Annotated in this window: 15 protein-coding genes and 1 pseudogene; 7 read left to right on the top strand and 9 right to left on the bottom strand. The window is 72.0% G+C overall.

Annotated features, from left to right (window positions below; translation table 11 throughout):
- Positions 1-12 precede the first annotated feature (12 nt).
- The gene (locus tag E4N62_RS46570) at positions 13-168 is read left to right on the top strand and encodes a hypothetical protein (protein ID WP_184896882.1); all 156 of its coding nucleotides are present in this window, start codon (positions 13-15) and stop codon (positions 166-168) included.
- A 42-nt stretch (positions 169-210) separates the two neighbouring features.
- Here the strand turns inward: E4N62_RS46570 and E4N62_RS46565 are convergent, their stop codons facing one another.
- From E4N62_RS46565 to E4N62_RS46550, 4 genes and pseudogenes are all read right to left on the bottom strand, one after another.
- Positions 211-1443 (bottom strand): sensor histidine kinase, encoded by a 1233-nt coding sequence (locus E4N62_RS46565; RefSeq protein WP_184896880.1) that lies wholly within the window; start codon positions 1441-1443, stop codon positions 211-213.
- A 61-nt stretch (positions 1444-1504) separates the two neighbouring features.
- Positions 1505-3250, bottom strand: a complete 1746-nt coding sequence (locus E4N62_RS46560) for a cation acetate symporter (RefSeq protein ID WP_230224476.1) — start codon at positions 3248-3250, stop codon at positions 1505-1507.
- A gap of 21 nt (positions 3251-3271) precedes the next feature.
- Positions 3272-3629 (bottom strand): annotated as a pseudogene (locus tag E4N62_RS46555) (hypothetical protein).
- Positions 3630-3638: 9 nt separating this feature from the next.
- Positions 3639-4406 carry a LytTR family DNA-binding domain-containing protein gene (locus E4N62_RS46550; RefSeq protein ID WP_230224475.1) on the bottom strand — a complete coding sequence of 256 codons (768 nt, stop codon included), beginning with the start codon at positions 4404-4406 and terminating at the stop codon, positions 3639-3641.
- Positions 4407-4508: 102 nt separating this feature from the next.
- Here E4N62_RS46550 and E4N62_RS46545 point away from each other — a divergent pair, with 102 nt between their 5' ends.
- The 3 genes from E4N62_RS46545 to rocD all read left to right on the top strand — a co-directional run bounded on the left by E4N62_RS46545 (position 4509) and on the right by rocD (position 7176).
- Complete coding sequence (locus E4N62_RS46545; RefSeq protein WP_045562354.1) at positions 4509-5000, top strand: Lrp/AsnC family transcriptional regulator; 492 nt, start codon at positions 4509-4511, stop codon at positions 4998-5000.
- Between the two features lie 122 nt (positions 5001-5122).
- Positions 5123-5953 (top strand): dimethylargininase, encoded by an 831-nt coding sequence (gene ddaH / locus E4N62_RS46540; protein WP_230224474.1) that lies wholly within the window; start codon positions 5123-5125, stop codon positions 5951-5953.
- The gene (gene rocD, locus E4N62_RS46535) at positions 5950-7176 is read left to right on the top strand and encodes an ornithine--oxo-acid transaminase (RefSeq protein ID WP_230224473.1); all 1227 of its coding nucleotides are present in this window, start codon (positions 5950-5952) and stop codon (positions 7174-7176) included. The genes ddaH and rocD overlap by 4 nt, the downstream gene beginning before the upstream one ends.
- Positions 7177-7328: 152 nt before the next feature.
- Here the strand turns inward: rocD and E4N62_RS46530 are convergent, their stop codons facing one another.
- From E4N62_RS46530 to E4N62_RS46515, 4 genes are read right to left on the bottom strand one after another with little or no spacing between them, the layout of a single operon-like run.
- Complete coding sequence (locus E4N62_RS46530; RefSeq protein ID WP_230224472.1) at positions 7329-8627, bottom strand: FAD-binding oxidoreductase; 1299 nt, start codon at positions 8625-8627, stop codon at positions 7329-7331.
- A complete protein-coding gene (locus E4N62_RS46525) occupies positions 8624-9487 on the bottom strand; it encodes an amino acid ABC transporter ATP-binding protein (RefSeq protein ID WP_230224470.1) in 864 nt (287 codons plus the stop codon). Before E4N62_RS46525 ends, E4N62_RS46530 begins: the two co-directional genes overlap by 4 nt.
- Positions 9484-10260, bottom strand: a complete 777-nt coding sequence (locus E4N62_RS46520; RefSeq protein ID WP_230224468.1) for an amino acid ABC transporter permease — start codon at positions 10258-10260, stop codon at positions 9484-9486. The genes E4N62_RS46525 and E4N62_RS46520 overlap by 4 nt, the downstream gene beginning before the upstream one ends.
- 9 nt (positions 10261-10269) lie before the next feature.
- Complete coding sequence (locus E4N62_RS46515) at positions 10270-11202, bottom strand: transporter substrate-binding domain-containing protein (protein ID WP_230224466.1); 933 nt, start codon at positions 11200-11202, stop codon at positions 10270-10272.
- A gap of 199 nt (positions 11203-11401) precedes the next feature.
- Between E4N62_RS46515 and E4N62_RS46510 the strand changes: the two genes are divergently transcribed.
- Positions 11402-12685, top strand: coding sequence for a sugar diacid recognition domain-containing protein (locus E4N62_RS46510; protein WP_230224464.1), 1284 nt, complete (start codon positions 11402-11404; stop codon positions 12683-12685).
- 22 nt (positions 12686-12707) lie between these two features.
- Here the strand turns inward: E4N62_RS46510 and E4N62_RS46505 are convergent, their stop codons facing one another.
- On the bottom strand, positions 12708-12968 hold the full coding sequence (locus tag E4N62_RS46505; RefSeq protein ID WP_374117267.1) for a SpoIIE family protein phosphatase: 261 nt from the start codon (positions 12966-12968) through the stop codon (positions 12708-12710).
- A gap of 450 nt (positions 12969-13418) precedes the next feature.
- Here E4N62_RS46505 and E4N62_RS46500 point away from each other — a divergent pair, with 450 nt between their 5' ends.
- Positions 13419-14138 (top strand): 1-acyl-sn-glycerol-3-phosphate acyltransferase, encoded by a 720-nt coding sequence (locus E4N62_RS46500; RefSeq protein ID WP_184896859.1) that lies wholly within the window; start codon positions 13419-13421, stop codon positions 14136-14138.
- A 90-nt stretch (positions 14139-14228) separates the two neighbouring features.
- Positions 14229-15254 (top strand): NAD(P)-dependent oxidoreductase, encoded by a 1026-nt coding sequence (locus E4N62_RS46495; RefSeq protein ID WP_230224694.1) that lies wholly within the window; start codon positions 14229-14231, stop codon positions 15252-15254.
- The last annotated feature ends 86 nt before the right edge of the window (positions 15255-15340 follow it).

Below are 15340 nucleotides of genomic sequence, written 5' to 3'. Positions count from 1 at the left end.
AAGGGTGTCGCGATGCCCGGTTCGACGAAGGCCATGGGGGTGCTCACCGTCGGTGGGCTGGTCATGGTGACGGCCTACTCGGTGGCCCTCGGCAGCAACGGCTGGCTGTGGTTCGGCTGGGTCGTCCTGGGCCTGCTGACGCTGGGGATGGTGGCGGCGCGCACCTGAGGCCCACCGAGGGCTCGGCAAAGAGCTCACCCAGGGTGATCCTCAGGTGCGGGGTATTCCCCCGTCCGGGTGTACGCCCGGCTGGTATTTCGGCAGCCGGGCGGTGATCTTCATGCCCGCGCCCACCGCGGTCTCGATGACCAGGCCGTGGTCGTCCCCGTAGACCTGGCGGAGCCGCTCGTCGACATTGCTGAGGCCGATGCCGCCGGACGGGCTGGTCTCGCCGGCGAGGATACGGCGGAGCACATCGGGTTCCATGCCGACGCCGTCGTCCTCGATGACGACGAGGGCCTCGGCTCCGGCGTCCTGCGCGGTGATGCTGATGTGGCTCTTGCCGGCGGCGGTGACGGACCGGCCTTCGAGCCCGTGCTTCACCGCGTTCTCCACGAGGGGCTGGAGGCAGAGGAAGGGCAGGGTGACCGGCAGGACCTCGGGGGCTATCTGGAGCGTGACCGAGAGCCGGTCGCCGAAGCGGGCCCGGACCAGTGCCAGATAGTGGTCGATGGCGTGGAGTTCGTCGGCGAGGGTGGTGAAGTCGCCGTGTCTGCGGAACGAGTAGCGGGTGAAGTCGGCGAATTCCAGCAGCAGTTCGCGGGCGCGCTCGGGGTCGGTGCGGACGAACGAAGCGATCACCGCGAGCGAGTTGAAGATGAAGTGCGGGGAGATCTGGGCGCGCAGGGCCTTGATCTCGGCCTCGATCAGTCGGGTCCGGGACTGGTCGAGATCGGCCAGTTCGAGCTGGACGGAGACCCAGCGGGCGACCTCGCCGGCCGCACGGACGAGGACGGCGGACTCGCGGGGCGCGCAGGCGACGAGCGCGCCGTGGACCCGGTCGTCGACCGTGAGGGGGGCGACCACCGCCCAGCGCACCGGGCAGTCGATGATGTCGCAGGTCAGCCGGAAGGCCTCGCCCCGGCCGGTCTCCAGGGGCCCCGCCAGGCGCCCCATGATCTCGGCGCGGTGGTGCTCGGCGACGCCCTCCCAGGCGAGGACGGACTCGTGGTCGGTGAGGCAGAGCGCGTCCGTGCCGAGCAGGGTGCGCAGCCGTTTGGCCGATCTGCGGGCCGTCTCCTCCGTGAGGCCGGCGCGCAGCGGGGGCGCGGCGAGGGTGGCGGTGTGCAGGGTCTGGAAGGTGGCGTGCTCGACGGGTGTGCCGAGTCCGCCGAGGCTGTCGCGCGGGCGGGCCGTACGCCGGCCGAGCCAGAAGCCGGCCGCGAGCAGCGGGAGCACGGCCACGCAGAACCCGGCCAGGAACCCGGTCGCTTCACCGCTCATCGCTCACCTCCTGCATCTGGTACACCGCTCACCGCTCGTGGGTTCCCGCCCCGGTCGCCCCTCATCGCCGCCACAGTTCGATCTCCTTGGTCGCCGCGCGGGTCCGGCCTCCGACGAGTTCCTCCGGGAGGTGGAAGCGGGCCAGGATCGCCGGGGTCTCGGGCGGGACCTTGCCGGGGGTGGCCAGGGACACCAGGACCATCGTGAGGAAGCCGAGCGGTACGGACCAGAGGGCGGGCCAGGCCAGCAGGGCGTGCAGGGTGCCGGTGCCGGGGTATCCGGCCATCGTGGCTGCGACCGCGAGGAGCGCAGCGCCGCCTCCGACGAGCATGCCCGCGGCGGCGCCCGGCGGGGTGAGGCGCCGCCACCAGATGCCGAGGACGAGCAGCGGGCAGAACGAGGACGCCGAGACGGCGAAGGCAAGGCCGACCGCGTCGGCGACAGGCAGCCCGCCGACCAGGACGCTCGCGGCGAGCGGCACCGCCATGGCGAGGACCGTGGCGAGCCGGAAGTGCCGTACGCCCCGGGCGGGCAGCACGTCCTGGGTGAGGACTCCCGCGACCGCCATGGTCAGTCCGGAGGCGGTGGACAGGAAGGCGGCGAAGGCACCGCCCGCGACCAGCGCGCCGAGCAGGTCGCCGCCGAGGCCGCCGATCATCCGGTCCGGGAGCAGGAGGACGGCCGCGTCGGCGTCGCCGGTGAGGGTGAGGTCGGGGGCGTAGAGCCGCCCGAGTGCCCCGTAGATCGGGGGCAGGAGGTAGAAGACGCCGATCATGCCGAGGACGACGACCGTGGTGCGGCGGGCGGCGACACCGTCCGGGCTGGTGTAGAAGCGGACGACGACGTGCGGCAGGCCCATGGTGCCGAGGAAGGTGGCGAGGATCAGCCCGTAGGTGGCGTACAGGGGGCGTTCCTCGCGGCCGGACGCCAGCGAGGTGGACATGCCGCCGTTGGTGCCGCGGTCGGCGACGGGGACGGGGTCGCCCTCGGTGAAGGTCAGACGGGTGCCCCTCTCGATGCGGTGGGTGCCGCCGGGCAGGTCCACGCGCCGGTTGTCGTGGCGAAGGCCGTCGATCGTGCCGGTGGCGGTGACGGTGAGCGGGCCGTCGAGCTTCAGGTCGAGGGTCTCGTCGACGCGGACGACACGCTGTTCGCGGAAGGTCGCGGGCTCGTCGAAGGCGTGGCGCGGGGCGCCGTCGCCCTGCCAGGCGAGGACGAGGAAGAGGGCGGGGACGAGGAGGGCGGTGAGCTTGAGCCAGTACTGGAAGGCCTGGACGAAGGTGATGCTGCGCATGCCGCCGGCGGCGACCGTGGCGGAGACGACGACGGCGACGATGACGCCGCCGAGCCATTCGGGGGCGTCGGTGAGCACGTTCAACGTCAGTCCTGCGCCCTGGAGCTGGGGCAGGAGGTAGAGCCAGCCGACGCCGACGACGAAGGCCCCCGCGAGCCGTCGTACGGTCTTGGAGGCGAGCCGGGCCTCGGCGAAGTCGGGCAGGGTGTACGCGCCCGAGCGGCGCAGCGGGGCGGCGACGAACAGCAGGAGGACGAGGTAGCCGGCGGTGTAGCCGACCGGGTACCAGAGCATGTCGGGGCCCTGGACGAGGACGAGGCCGGCGATGCCGAGGAAGGACGCGGCGGAGAGGTACTCGCCGCTGATCGCGGCCGCGTTGAGGCGGGGGCCGACGGTGCGGGAGGCGACGTAGAAGTCGGAGGTGGTGCGGGATATCCGCAGGCCGAAGGCGCCGACGAGGACGGTCGCGACGACGACGAGGGCGACCGCGGGGACGGCGTAGTTCTCGTTCACGGGTTCACTGCTTCCGTCGCCTCAGCGGTCCTCGACGAGGCGGACGAGGTCCTGTTCGTTGCGTTCGGCGCGGCGTACGTGCCGCAGGGCGAGGAGGACCAGGGGTGGGTAGACGCCGAAGCCGAGGAGGGCCCACTCCAGGCCGGCGCCGTCCGGCATCGCGGCGAAGACCAGGGGCAGCGGGGCGACCAGCAGGACCAGGACCGCGAACACGGCGAGGGCGGCGCGGAGCTGGCTGCGCATGAGGGAGCGGACGTAGGTGTGGCCGAGGGTGGTCTGTTCGTCGATCTCGGTGCGGGGGCGCTGGTGGCCGGTGGGGCGGGGTGCGGCGGGGCACGCCGGTGACGACGACGCGGCGTTCGGTGGGGTCGTTCGGCATGGCGGCTCCTCAGCCCGTGGTCCGGCGCATCAGCAGGTCGCGCAGTTCGCGGGCGTGGCGGCGGCTGACCTGGAGTTCCACGGAGCCGACGAGGACGCTGACCGTGCCCGCGTCCAGCCGGAGTTCGCCGACGTGCCGCAGGGCGACGAGATGGCGGCGGTGGATGCGGACGAACCCGCGTGCGCGCCAGCGCTCCTCGAGGGTCGACAGGGGGATGCGGACGAGGTGGCTGCCGTGCGGGGTGTGCAGTCGGGCGTAGTCGCCCTGGGCCTCGACGTGGGTGATGTCGTCGACGCTGACGAAGCGGGTCACCCCGCCGAGTTCGACGGGTATCTGGTCGGGGTCGGGTTCGTGGACGGGGATCGACGGGGTCGGGGCCGTGATCGCCTCGCGGAGCTGGGCGGCCCGGCGGATCGCCTCGGCGAGGCGTTCCCGGCGTACGGGTTTGAGGACGTAGTCGACGGCCTTGAGGTCGAAGGCCTGGACGGCGAAGCCCTCGTGCGCGGTGACGAAGACGACCAGCGGGGGCCGGGCGAAGCCGGTGAGGAGGCGGGCGAGGTCGAGGCCGTCGAGGCCGGCCATCTGGATGTCGAGGAAGACGACGTCGATCGCCTCGGGCCCGTCGGGGCCGGACTCCAGGGCGCGGTTGATCCGCCGCAGTGCCTCGGTGGCGTCGTTGGCGCCCTCGGCGCTGCCGACCCGTGGATCCGCGTTCAGCAGGTACAGCAGCTCCTCCAGGGAGGGTTTCTCGTCATCGACGGCGAGCGCGCGCAGCATGAACGTGGAGTGTAGGAGTAATTCGTACTCCTGCACACGGGCGCGCGGCGGAGGCCTTCGCGCCGGGGGTCGCGGACGCCTCCCGCTGGCTACAGTGCCCTCATGAACAGCAAGTCCGCGGCGTTCGACGAGCTCGACCGCAAGATCATCACGGCGTTGATGGCGAACGCGAGGACCAGCTTCGCCGAGATCGGCTCGGACATCGGGCTTTCGGCCACCGCGGTCAAGCGGCGGGTGGACCGGTTGCGGGAGACCGGGGTGATCACCGGGTTCACGGCCACCGTGCAGCCGGCCGCGCTCGGCTGGCGCACGGAGGCGTACGTGGAGGTGTACTGCGAGGGCGCGGCGCCGCCCCGGCGGCTCGCGGAGGTGGTCCGCAACCATCCGGAGATCACGGCGGCGATGACGGTGACCGGGGGCGCGGACGCGCTGCTGCACGTGCGGGCGGTCGACGTGGAGCATTTCGAGGAGGTGCTGGAGCGGATCCGCACCGAGCCGTTCATCCGGAAGACGATCAGCTACATGGTGCTGTCGCACCTGCTGCCGGAGGCTCCGGAGGCCGCCGCGACCCAGGACGCAGCGAACGTGCGCTGAGCGGGTTCAACACGCAGTATTACTGCGCGAACACGCAACGTTCGTTCCTTGTCGTGCGCCTGGCCCGATTCCTACCGTGGTGTCATCCCCGTCGACACCGTCAGGAAGCGGAGAAACCCTCTGTGCCCGACAGCCGTGTGCCGCGCCTTCGGCGCTTTCTCGTCTGCGAACCCAGACACTTCGCCGTGCAGTACTCGATCAATCCCTGGATGCATCCGGACGTCCCCGTGGATGTCGACCTCGCCCAGGATCAGTGGCAGGAACTGATCCGCGCCTACCGGACCCATGGTCACACCGTGGACACCGTGGAGCCGGTGGCGGCGCTGCCGGACATGGTGTTCGCGGCCAACTGCGCGCTCGTCCTCGGCGGCCGTGTCCTCGGCTCGCTGTTCCACGCGCCCGAGCGGCGCGCCGAGTCCACCGCCTACGACGCCTGGTTCAAGAGCGCCGGGTACGAGGTGTTCCGCTCGGAGTCGGTGTGCGAGGGAGAGGGCGATCTGGTGCCCACCGGTCGCCATCTGCTCGCCGGGACCGGCTTCCGCACCACCCGTGAGGCGCACCGCCAGGCACAGGAGTTCTTCGGTGTCCCCGTGATCAGCCTCCAGCTGGTGGACCCGCGGTTCTACCATCTGGACACGGCGCTGTTCGTCCTGGAAGACGGCAGCGACGGCTCCGCGGGCAACATCGCGTACTACCCGGAGGCCTTCTCGCCCGGCAGTCGCGCGGTCCTCGCCCGCCTCTACCCGGACGCGGTGATCGCCACCCGCGAGGACGCCATGGCCTTCGGCCTGAACTCGGTCTCCGACGGCCGTCACGTCTTCCTCTCGCCCCGCGCCAAGGAGCTCGCCGACCAGCTCGCCCGCCAGGGCTACGTCCCCGTCCCCGTCGACCTGTCGGAGTTCCAGAAGGCCGGCGGCGGCATCAAGTGCGTCACTCAGGAGATCCGCTCATGACCGCTCCCGTCCGCGCGCGTTCGTCGGCCGACCTGATCCGCGCCGAGGAGCCCGTCCTCGCGCACAACTACCATCCGCTGCCCGTGGTCGTCGCCCGCGCCGAGGGCACCTGGGTCGAGGACGTCGAGGGCCGCCGCTATCTGGACATGCTGGCCGGCTACTCCGCCCTCAACTTCGGCCACCGCCACCCGGCGCTGATCGAGGCCGCGCACCGCCAGCTCGACACCCTCACCCTCACCTCACGGGCGTTCCACAACGACCGGCTCGCCGAGTTCGCCGAGTCGCTGGCCGAGCTGACCGGCCTGGACATGGTGCTGCCGATGAACACGGGCGCCGAGGCCGTGGAGAGCGCGATCAAGGTGGCCCGCAAGTGGGCGTACGAGGTGAAGGGAGTCCCGGCCGACCGGGCGACGATCGTGGTGGCCGACGGCAACTTCCACGGCCGGACCACGACGATCGTCAGCTTCTCCACCGACCCGGTGGCCCGGGACGGCTTCGGCCCGTTCACTCCCGGGTTCCGGGTGGTCCCGTACAACGATCTCGCGGCGCTGGAGGCGGCGGTCGACGAGACGACGGCCGCGGTGCTCATCGAGCCCATCCAGGGCGAGGCGGGCGTGCTCATCCCGGACGACGGCTATCTGCGCGGGGTCCGCGAGCTGACCCGGCGCACCGGCTGCCTGTTCATCGCCGACGAGATCCAGTCGGGCCTCGGCCGCACCGGCCGGACGCTCGCCGTGGAGCACGAGGACGTCCTCCCCGACGCCGTACTGCTCGGCAAGGCCCTCGGTGGCGGCATCGTGCCGGTGTCGGCGGTGGTGGCCCGCCGTGAGGTGCTGTCGGTCCTGCGGCCCGGCGAGCACGGCTCGACGTTCGGCGGCAACCCCCTCGCCGCGGCGGTCGGGTCGGCGGTCGTCGAGCTGCTGCGCACCGGGGAGTTCCAGCTCAGGGCCACCGAACTCGGCGGGGTGCTGCGGGAGGGGCTCACCGAACTGGTCGGCCGGGGCGTGGTCGGTTTCCGGGCGCGCGGACTGTGGGCGGGCGTCGACGTCGACCCCGCGATCGGTACGGGCCGCGAGATCAGCCGGCGGCTCATGGAGCGGGGCATCCTGGTCAAGGACACCCATGGCTCCACCATCCGGCTGGCCCCGCCCCTGACGATCACGGCGCCGGAACTCCGGTCGGCGCTGGGGACGTTGGGGGAGGTCCTGGGCGAGGGTTCCTGAAGCCGAGGGCGTCTCACGAGACGAAGCCCGCCCCCGCGCCCCGAAAGGTGCGCGGGGGCGGCGCGAGCAACCACGACGAACCCGCGGCGGGGGCGAAGGGGCACCGGCCCTGGGGACGGGACGAGGAGGGGCGGAGGGGCGGAACACGCCGCTCAGGACCGCAGCCGATCGAAGCGGAACGGCAGGAGCACCTCCGGCCTCCGCCCGGTACGGATGTACTCGGCGAGCCGCGCCCCGGTCGCCGGCCCCAGCGTGACCCCCAGCATCCCGTGCCCGGTCGCCGCGTACGCGTTCTCATGGCTCGGAACCCGGTCGACCACGGGCAGCCCGTCCGGGAGGAACGGCCGCCCGCCCACCCACGGATCCCGGATCAGGCTCACCAGATCGTCGGGATCGTCGAACCAGCGGCCCAGATAGGGCCGGCTCGCGAGGGCGACCGCGACGACCCGCCGCCAGTCGAGCCGGTTGTTGTTGCCGCTCAGTTCCATCGTCCCGCCGATCCGCGTGGTGCCGCCGATCGGCGAGGCGACGGCCCGGCGCTCACCGAAGTACAGCGTGTGGCGAGGCGCCGGATCCAGCTCCACGGAGAAGCTGTAGCCCTTGCCCGCCTGGAGGGGCATCGGCCTCCCCAGAGCGCGCAACAGGCCGGGCGAACGCATCCCGGCGGCGACGACGACGGCCGAGCAGGGGATCTCGCCGTGCGCGGTGCGCAGTGCGGTGATCCGCCCCCCGGCGGACCGGAATCCGGTGGCCTCCGCGTTCTCGTGAACCTTCACCCCGGCTGCGGCGAGCGCGTCGCCGAGCGCTTGGGCGAAGGCCTCCGGATCGACCACCCCCTCGCCCTCGACGAGATAGGCCGCGCGCACCGTGGGCGCCAGCGCGTCGTCCAGCAGCCGGGCGTCGGCGCCCGTGGTGACGTCGTCGGGCAGCGGGTAGCGGCCCTCCGCCATCTCCCGCTGGACGGCGAGGTGGTGGCGGGCCTCGGCCGGGGACAGGAAGGCGTGCACCATGCCGGGCCGGGTGAGGGTCGTGTCGACGCCGCCCTCACGCAGCCCTTCGAACAGGTCGAAGGTGGTGCGGTTCAGCTCCGCGATCGCCGCGTAGCCGTGCCGGAACGCGGCCGGTGTGCTGTTGCGCCAGAACCGCCACAGCCACCGGACGAACGCCGGGTCCGGCAGCGGCCGTAGGTACAGGGGCGAGTCGGGGCGGCCGAGCGAGCGCAGGGCGTAGCGCAGGACACCGGGGGCCGGCACGGGTGTCGAATGGCTGAGGCAGACCCAGCCCGCGTTGCCGCGGGACACCCCGGAGCCGAGGCCCCGGCGCTCCACGACCTCCACCGGAACCCCGGCGGCGGCCAGGTAGTACGCCGTGCACAGCCCTACGACGCCACCGCCGACGACCACCACCGGGGCGTCGCCGACCGGTGCGCCTGCATCGGGCGCTCGGGTCATGACGCGGTCCCGTACGAGGCGAGGAACTCCCGGGTGCGCGCGTGGGCCGGACGATCGAGGACCTCCTCGGGTCGGCCCTCCTCCACGATCCGGCCCCCGTCGACGAAGACGACGTGGTCGGAGACCTCGCGGGCGAACGGCAGCTCATGGGTGACCAGCAGCATGGTCATGCCGTCGGCGGCGAGTTCCCGCATCACGCTCAATACCTCCCGGGTGGCCTCCGGGTCGAGGGAGGAGGTGGGTTCGTCGAAGAGGAGCACCTCGGGGGTGAGGGCGAGGGCGCGGGCGATGGCGACGCGCTGCTGTTCGCCGCCGGAGAGCTGGTCGGGGAGGGCGAGGGCACGGTGGGCGACCTTGACCCGGCGCAGCAGGGCCACGGCCCGCTCCAGTGCCTGCTGTTCGGGGACGCCCGCCTTGCGCTGGGCGAGGACGACGTTCTCGACGGCGGTGAGATGCGGGAAGAGGTTGAACCGCTGGAAGACCATGCCGACGGTGCGGCGCAGCCGGGCGAGGTCGCGGCAGACGGTGCGGCCGCCCTGGTGCACCACTTCCCCGGCGACCTCGACCGTGCCCCGGTCCGGGCGTTCCAGCAGGTTGACGCAGCGCATCAGCGTCGTCTTGCCGCCGCCGCTCTGCCCGATGACGCTGACGATGCGGCCCCGGGCGACCTCCAGGTCGACGTGGTCGAGGACGAGACGGCCGTCGAAGGACTTGCTCAGGCCGCTGATGCGGACGACGGTGTCGGCGGTCGCCCGGTGTTCGCCGGGCGTGAGCTTCTCGGGGTCGGCCTCCGCGGACCCGGCCCCCGCGGTGGCTGCTCCGGGTGCGGCCTTCTCGGGTGTGGTCGCCGACTCGGTCATACGGCACCTGCCTTCATGTCGGTGTCGTCCCCGACCGGGACGGTCGGGCCGGGGGCGAGCAGCGCGCGGGCCGCGTTCAGGCGTCGGCGTCGCCAGGGGGACAGGGGCACTCCGGCCCGCACCCTGCGCTCCAGCAGGAGGAGCAGTTGGGAGAGCGGATAGCAGAGGGCGAAGTAGACGGCCGAGATGACGAGGTACACCTCCAGGGCGCGGAAGGTGGCCGAGGTGATGAGCCGGCCCTCGGACATCAGCTCGGCGGCGGAGACGGTGACCAGCAGCGAGGTGGACTTCAGCAGGTCGACGAGCATGGTGTTGGTGCCGGGCAGCGCCTGACGCACGGCCTGCGGCAGGATGACGTGGCCGAAGATCCCCGCCCGGCCGAGGCCCAGTGCCTCACCGGCCTCCGTCTGTCCCGCGTGCACCCCGCTGATCGCGGCGCGGAAGATCTCCGAGAGGTAGGCGGCGTAGAAGACGACGAGGCTGAGGCAGCCGGCCGTGAAGACGTCCAGGCGGACACCGGCCGAGGCCAGCCCGAAGTAGGTGAGGAAGATGATGGCGAGGAGGGGGACGTTCTTGAACACCTCCGTGTAGACGGCGGCGGCGGCACGCGCGGCCCACGCCCGGCTGAGCCGGAGGAGAGCCACCGCGAGGCCGAGCAGCACCGCGCCGACGAAGCTCACGACCGTGTAGGAGACGGTGCGCCAGAGGGCGTCGACGAGATCGCTCCGGTAGTCGGACCAAGGGACTTCGAAGAAGGCGGCGAGATCGGACACGTCGGCCCCTCACTCGCCGACGGACGGCGGGGTCCAGTCCCGTGGCCGGTCCACGCCCCGTCGCGCGGCGGCGACATCGGCCGTCGGCACGAGGAACTGCTTCGGGTCGCCGCCGTACTTCTCGACCAGCCCGGACATCTCACCGTTCTCGTACATGCGGTCGATCTCGGCGGAGATGGCCTTCTCCAGCTTGTCGGCCTTCTTCGGGAGGTAGAAGCCGGTCTGGTACGGCTGGAAGTAGGCGTAGGCGGGCTTCGCCTCGACCTCCGCCGCGCTCGGCGGGGTCAGGTACTGCGTGCTGATCCTCAGGTCGGGGCGTTCCTTCTGGGCCGCGATGATGATGAGCGGGTCGAGGAAGCCGACGTCGACACGGCCCGCTCCGAGGTCGTCGAAGACGCCCTGGGCATCGGGGTAGGCGTGCAGCTCGGCACCCGGGACGGACTGGATCGACTTGACCCAGACATAGCCCTCGACGGTCCCGAGGTCGTGGCCCTCCAGGTCGTCGACCGTCCGGTAGGTCCTGCCGTCGCGGACGGCCATCGCCGGGGGCGAGTAGTAGGGCGGGTCGGTGAACAGGCCCTGCTTCTGCCGGTCCGCCGACCAGGCGACCCCGCCTATGGTGATGTCCACCCGGCGGGACTGCACCCCGGCGAGCATGCCGGCGAAGTCCGTGACCTGGGGTTCCACCTTCAGGCCCAGTTTCTCGGCCACCTGGTTGAGGATGTCGCCGTCCAGTCCGACGATCTTGTCGCCCTGGACGCTGGTGTAGGGCGCGTAGGGCTGGACGGCGACCTTGATGACGCCGGGAGTGAGGGTGCCCAGCCCCGCGGTCTTCGCGGACACGTTCTTCGGGCCGTCGTCACCCTCCGCACCACAGGCGCCGACGGTGGACAGCAGGAGGGTCGCGGACAGAGCGGCGACGAGTGGACGCAGACGGTTCATCGGCGTGGGCCTTCCGTATCGGCCTGCGGGCCCCGCCGTTCACCGCGGTGTGCCTCCGGCGGGGGTGTGATGAGGCCAAAGGCTACGAGCGGGCCGGTCGTCGGTCACTGTTCGCTTCGTACGAACTTGTGGTGAACTCCGGCCCTCCCGCTGTACGGTGCGTCCAGCCTCGGTCCGCCTCTCGACGGGAGGAACGCCCGTGCTGAGCCCGTCACTCGCTCAGGAGATCGCCGGGGACACCTCCGCGGTCATCGGCTTCAACGTGCTGATCACCGATGCGGAGGGCATGGTCATCGGCAGCGGCGACAGCAGCCGGGTCGGCACCTTCCACGAGGCCTCCGTCGAGGTGATCCGCACCCAGGAACCGGCCGCGCACAGTGCCTCGCAGGCGCATCGGTTGCGGGGTGTGCGGCCCGGTGTCACCCTGCCCCTGGTCACGGACGGGCGGGCGGTGGGCACGGTCGGGATCACCGGCACACCGGCCCAGGTGCGGCGGTTCGGCCTGCTGGTGAAGCGTCAGACGGAGATCCTGCTGCGGGAGTCGGTGATGCTGCGCTCCCGGCTGCTCGCCGAGCGGGCGGCCGAGAAACTGTTCGCGGACATCGCCTCCTACGATCCTCAGGTGGTCGAGGGCGACTTCCTGCTCTTCCGTGCCGCCGAGCTGGGCTTCGACCTGCGGTTGCCCCGGGTCGCGGTGGCCTTCGAGGTGACCGTGGCCGAGCCGGGCGGCCGTCGGCACGGCGGAGCGCCGACCCGGGACATGGCACTGGTGCGCTCGGAGCTGCTCCGCACGGTCCGTGAGGTGTTCGCCGACCCCCAGGACATCGTCGCCACCACGGCTCCCGGCCGGCTCGGCGTGCTGCACCGCCTGCGGGCCGACCGGGCGACGGCGTCCCTGACGGCCGACTGCCGCCGGGTCGCCGATCTCATCGCCGCGCAGAACTCCCTCACGGCCCGCGCCGGTATCGGCGGACCGGCCGACTCCGTGGGCGCCCTGCACGACTCCTACCAGGACGCCTGCGACGCACTCCGGCTGACGGCCCGGTGGGCGGGCGGTTCCGCCGGGCGGCCGACCACCCGCGCGGCGGGCGACGGCCTGGTGCATCCGATCGCCGATCTGCGGATCCAACAGCTCCTGGCGGCGGTGGGCCAGCCCGCCCGAGGCCGACTGCTGGCGGTGACCGCCGCGGACCTGCGTGTCCAGCCGGACTGGACGGTCCTGCGCGACACGATCATCGCCTGGTGCGAGGGCGGCTTCAATCTCGTACGGGCCGCCGAGGCGCTGCACGTCCATCGCAACACCGTGGTCTACCGCATGCAGAAGATCGAGCAGTTCACCAGCCGGTCGCTGCGCGACCACCGTGCCACCATGGCCCTCTATCTGGCCTGTCTGTCGGACGAGTTGGGCGGGGCTCCGAAGCTGCCCGCGCGCCCCGGGGAAGTCGCGGACGACCAGCCGTCGAGGCCCGGACGGACAGGCTGAGAGGCTCTGCGAGCGAGTCCGGTCACCGCTCTGCGGTGTGCGGGGGCCGGAGCAGCAGGGCGATGTCGTCGGTGTGCCGGCCGGTGCGGTGGGTGTGGTGCACGAGGTCGTCCACGAGTTGGTGCAGCGGGAGGTCGCCGGAGTCGCCGAGGTGGGCGTAGAGGCAGGAGACGAAGCGGCCGGCGTTCAGGTCGGCGAGGTCGCGGTCGGTGCGGGTGAGAACCTGCTCGGGCGTGGCTCCGGCCGTGGCGTGGGCGTGGACGGCCATGCGCACCTGCCCCATTCGGATCGTTCACGCCCGGTTCCTCCCCGGACCCGGTCATTCGGCGCCACGCCCTACGCGCATATGCCGACGCTAAGGCCGCTCGCGGGAGAGGGCATGTCGATCAGGGGTGTGGGCGGGCGGGAGCACGTGGTGCGCCCGCCGGGCCGAGACGAGCCGTGCCGTGGCGTGGCGTGGCGTGGCGTGCCGACTCAACGCGTCCCCGCTTGGCCGCCGGCCCGCCGGTCCTCCAGTCCGCCGAGTGCCGGGTGCCGGTCGGCGTCCTCGCTGTTCGGTTTCCTCCGGCCTCCTCCCGGTGACGTGGCAGGTAGGGCTACGATCAATCGTCGACACGCTGGACGAGGCCCACCAGCGCTCCCGCGCCTGACGCAGCGTCAGCGAGGTCGGCGAGGAGTCCTCGTGAGTCCGAACACGTCCACAGAGCCGATCCGGTAGCGCGAGGGAGACGCCGTGTTCTATTACCTGCTCAAGTACGTGCTTCTGGGCCCCCTGCTGAGACTGGTCTTCCGGCCTCGCATCGAAGGCCTCGAACACGTGCCGTCGTCGGGCGCGGCCATCGTCGCGGGCAATCACCTGTCCTTCTCGGACCACTTCCTGATGCCCGCGATCCTCAAGCGCCGCATCACCTTCCTGGCGAAGGCCGAGTACTTCACCGGCCCGGGGCTGAAGGGCAGGTTGACGGCGTTCTTCTTCCACAGCGTCGGGCAGATCCCGGTCGACCGCTCCGGCAAGGAGGCGGGCCAGGCCGCCATCCGTGAGGGGCTCGGCGTGCTGAGCAAGGACGAACTCCTCGGCATCTATCCCGAGGGCACCCGTTCGCACGACGGCCGCCTCTACAAGGGCAAGGTCGGCGTCGCCGTCATGGCGCTCAAGGCCGGGGTGCCCGTCATCCCGTGCGCCATGATCGGCACCTTCGAGGCGCAGCCCCCGGGCAAGGTCATCCCCCACATCCACCCCGTCGTCATCCGCTTCGGCAAGCCCCTCGACTTCTCGCGCTACGAGGGCATGGAGAACGAGAAGGCCGTGCTGCGCGCCATCACCGACGAGATCATGTACGCGATCCTCACGCTCTCCGAACAGGAGTACGTCGACCAGTACGCGGCCGTCGTGAAGGCGGAGGAGGCCGCCGCGGCGAAGGAGCGCAAGTTCCCGCGTATGCCGCTGAGTTGAGCGCATTGGCCCAGGTGTTCTGCCAGTAGCAGAGCATCAGGGCGCCCGGCACCGGAACGTCGTACGGTCGAGGCCATGACACGACGTGCTGTGGTGGTCGGAGCGACGGGACAGATCGGCCGGGTGGCCGTGGGCGCGCTGGCTCGCGACGGGTGGGAGGTGACGGCCGTCTCGCGGGGCGGCGGCCGGGACGACGACTGGCCGGATGAGGTGCGGACCCTCTCCGCCGACCGTGGCGACGACACGGCGCTGGCGGCCGCGATCGGTGACGGCTGCGACGCGCTGGTGGACGTGGTCGCCTACGGCCCCGAACACGCCCGGCAGTTGCTGGCGCTGGCCGACCGGGTGGGCTCGGCGGTCGTCGTCTCCAGCGTCTCGGTGTACGAGGACGACGAGGGCCGCAACTTCGACACCCAGGCGGAGCCCGGATGCTTCCCCGCCTACCCGCTGCCCCTGCCCGAGAGCCAGCGCACGGTCCGGCCGGCCGACACCTCGTACAGCACCCGCAAGGCGGGCCTGGAGCGTGCACTCCTCGCCGGGGGCGACCGGTTGCCCACGACCCTGCTGCGCGCGGGCGCCGTCCACGGACCGCACTGCCGTACCCCGCGCGAGCTGTACTTCGTCAAGCGCAACCTGGACGGCAGGCCGCGCCGGGTCCTCGCGTACGGCGGTGCGAGCCGCTTCCATCCGGCGAGCGTCCACAACATCGCCGAGCTGGTCCGGCTGGCGGCCGCCCGGCCCGGTTCGCGGGCGCTGAACGCCGTCGACCCCGAGGCGCCCACCGTTGTGGAGATCGCCGCCGCCATCGACGCGGTGATGGGCGTACGGACGGAGAACGTGCTGGTGGACGGCCCCGCCCCGTCACCCACGGTGGGCGACACCCCGTGGTCCGTGCCGGTGCCCGTGGTGTGCGACATGTCGGCGGCGGAGCGGGAGCTGGACTACCGCCCGGTGGTCCGGTACGCGGAGTCGCTGCCGCGGACGGTCGCGTGGATCGAGGACCGGCTGGCGGACGGACGGGACTGGCGGGAGGCCTACCCCCGGATGGCCGAGGTGTACGGGGACCTCTTCGACTACGCGGCGGAGGACGCCTGGCTGGCGGAGCACCAGGCGTGAACACCCGCGCGCGTGCGTGAACTGCGCATGAGTGAGGGGGCGACCGGCGACGACGGTCGCCCCCTCACCGTTCTCTCATGGCCCTA

Origin of the sequence: Streptomyces sp. MNU76 (genome assembly GCF_020982545.1) — a bacterium.
In the GTDB taxonomy this organism is placed as follows: Bacteria; Actinomycetota; Actinomycetes; order Streptomycetales; family Streptomycetaceae; genus Streptomyces.
The sequence above is the reverse complement of the archived record's forward strand: the minus strand, read 5'-3'. Positions and strand labels throughout refer to the sequence as shown.

Coding starts and splice junctions, on each gene's coding strand:
- E4N62_RS46570 (WP_184896882.1), top strand. CDS start 13: ATGCCCGGTTCGACGAAGGCCATGGGGGTGCTCACCGTCGGTGGGCTG.
- E4N62_RS46565 (WP_184896880.1), bottom strand. CDS start 1,443: ATGAGCGGTGAAGCGACCGGGTTCCTGGCCGGGTTCTGCGTGGCCGTG.
- E4N62_RS46550 (WP_230224475.1), bottom strand. CDS start 4,406: ATGCTGCGCGCGCTCGCCGTCGATGACGAGAAACCCTCCCTGGAGGAG.
- E4N62_RS46545 (WP_045562354.1), top strand. CDS start 4,509: ATGAACAGCAAGTCCGCGGCGTTCGACGAGCTCGACCGCAAGATCATC.
- rocD (WP_230224473.1), top strand. CDS start 5,950: ATGACCGCTCCCGTCCGCGCGCGTTCGTCGGCCGACCTGATCCGCGCC.
- E4N62_RS46530 (WP_230224472.1), bottom strand. CDS start 8,627: ATGACCCGAGCGCCCGATGCAGGCGCACCGGTCGGCGACGCCCCGGTG.
- E4N62_RS46525 (WP_230224470.1), bottom strand. CDS start 9,487: ATGACCGAGTCGGCGACCACACCCGAGAAGGCCGCACCCGGAGCAGCC.
- E4N62_RS46515 (WP_230224466.1), bottom strand. CDS start 11,202: ATGAACCGTCTGCGTCCACTCGTCGCCGCTCTGTCCGCGACCCTCCTG.
- E4N62_RS46505 (WP_374117267.1), bottom strand. CDS start 12,968: ATGGGGCAGGTGCGCATGGCCGTCCACGCCCACGCCACGGCCGGAGCC.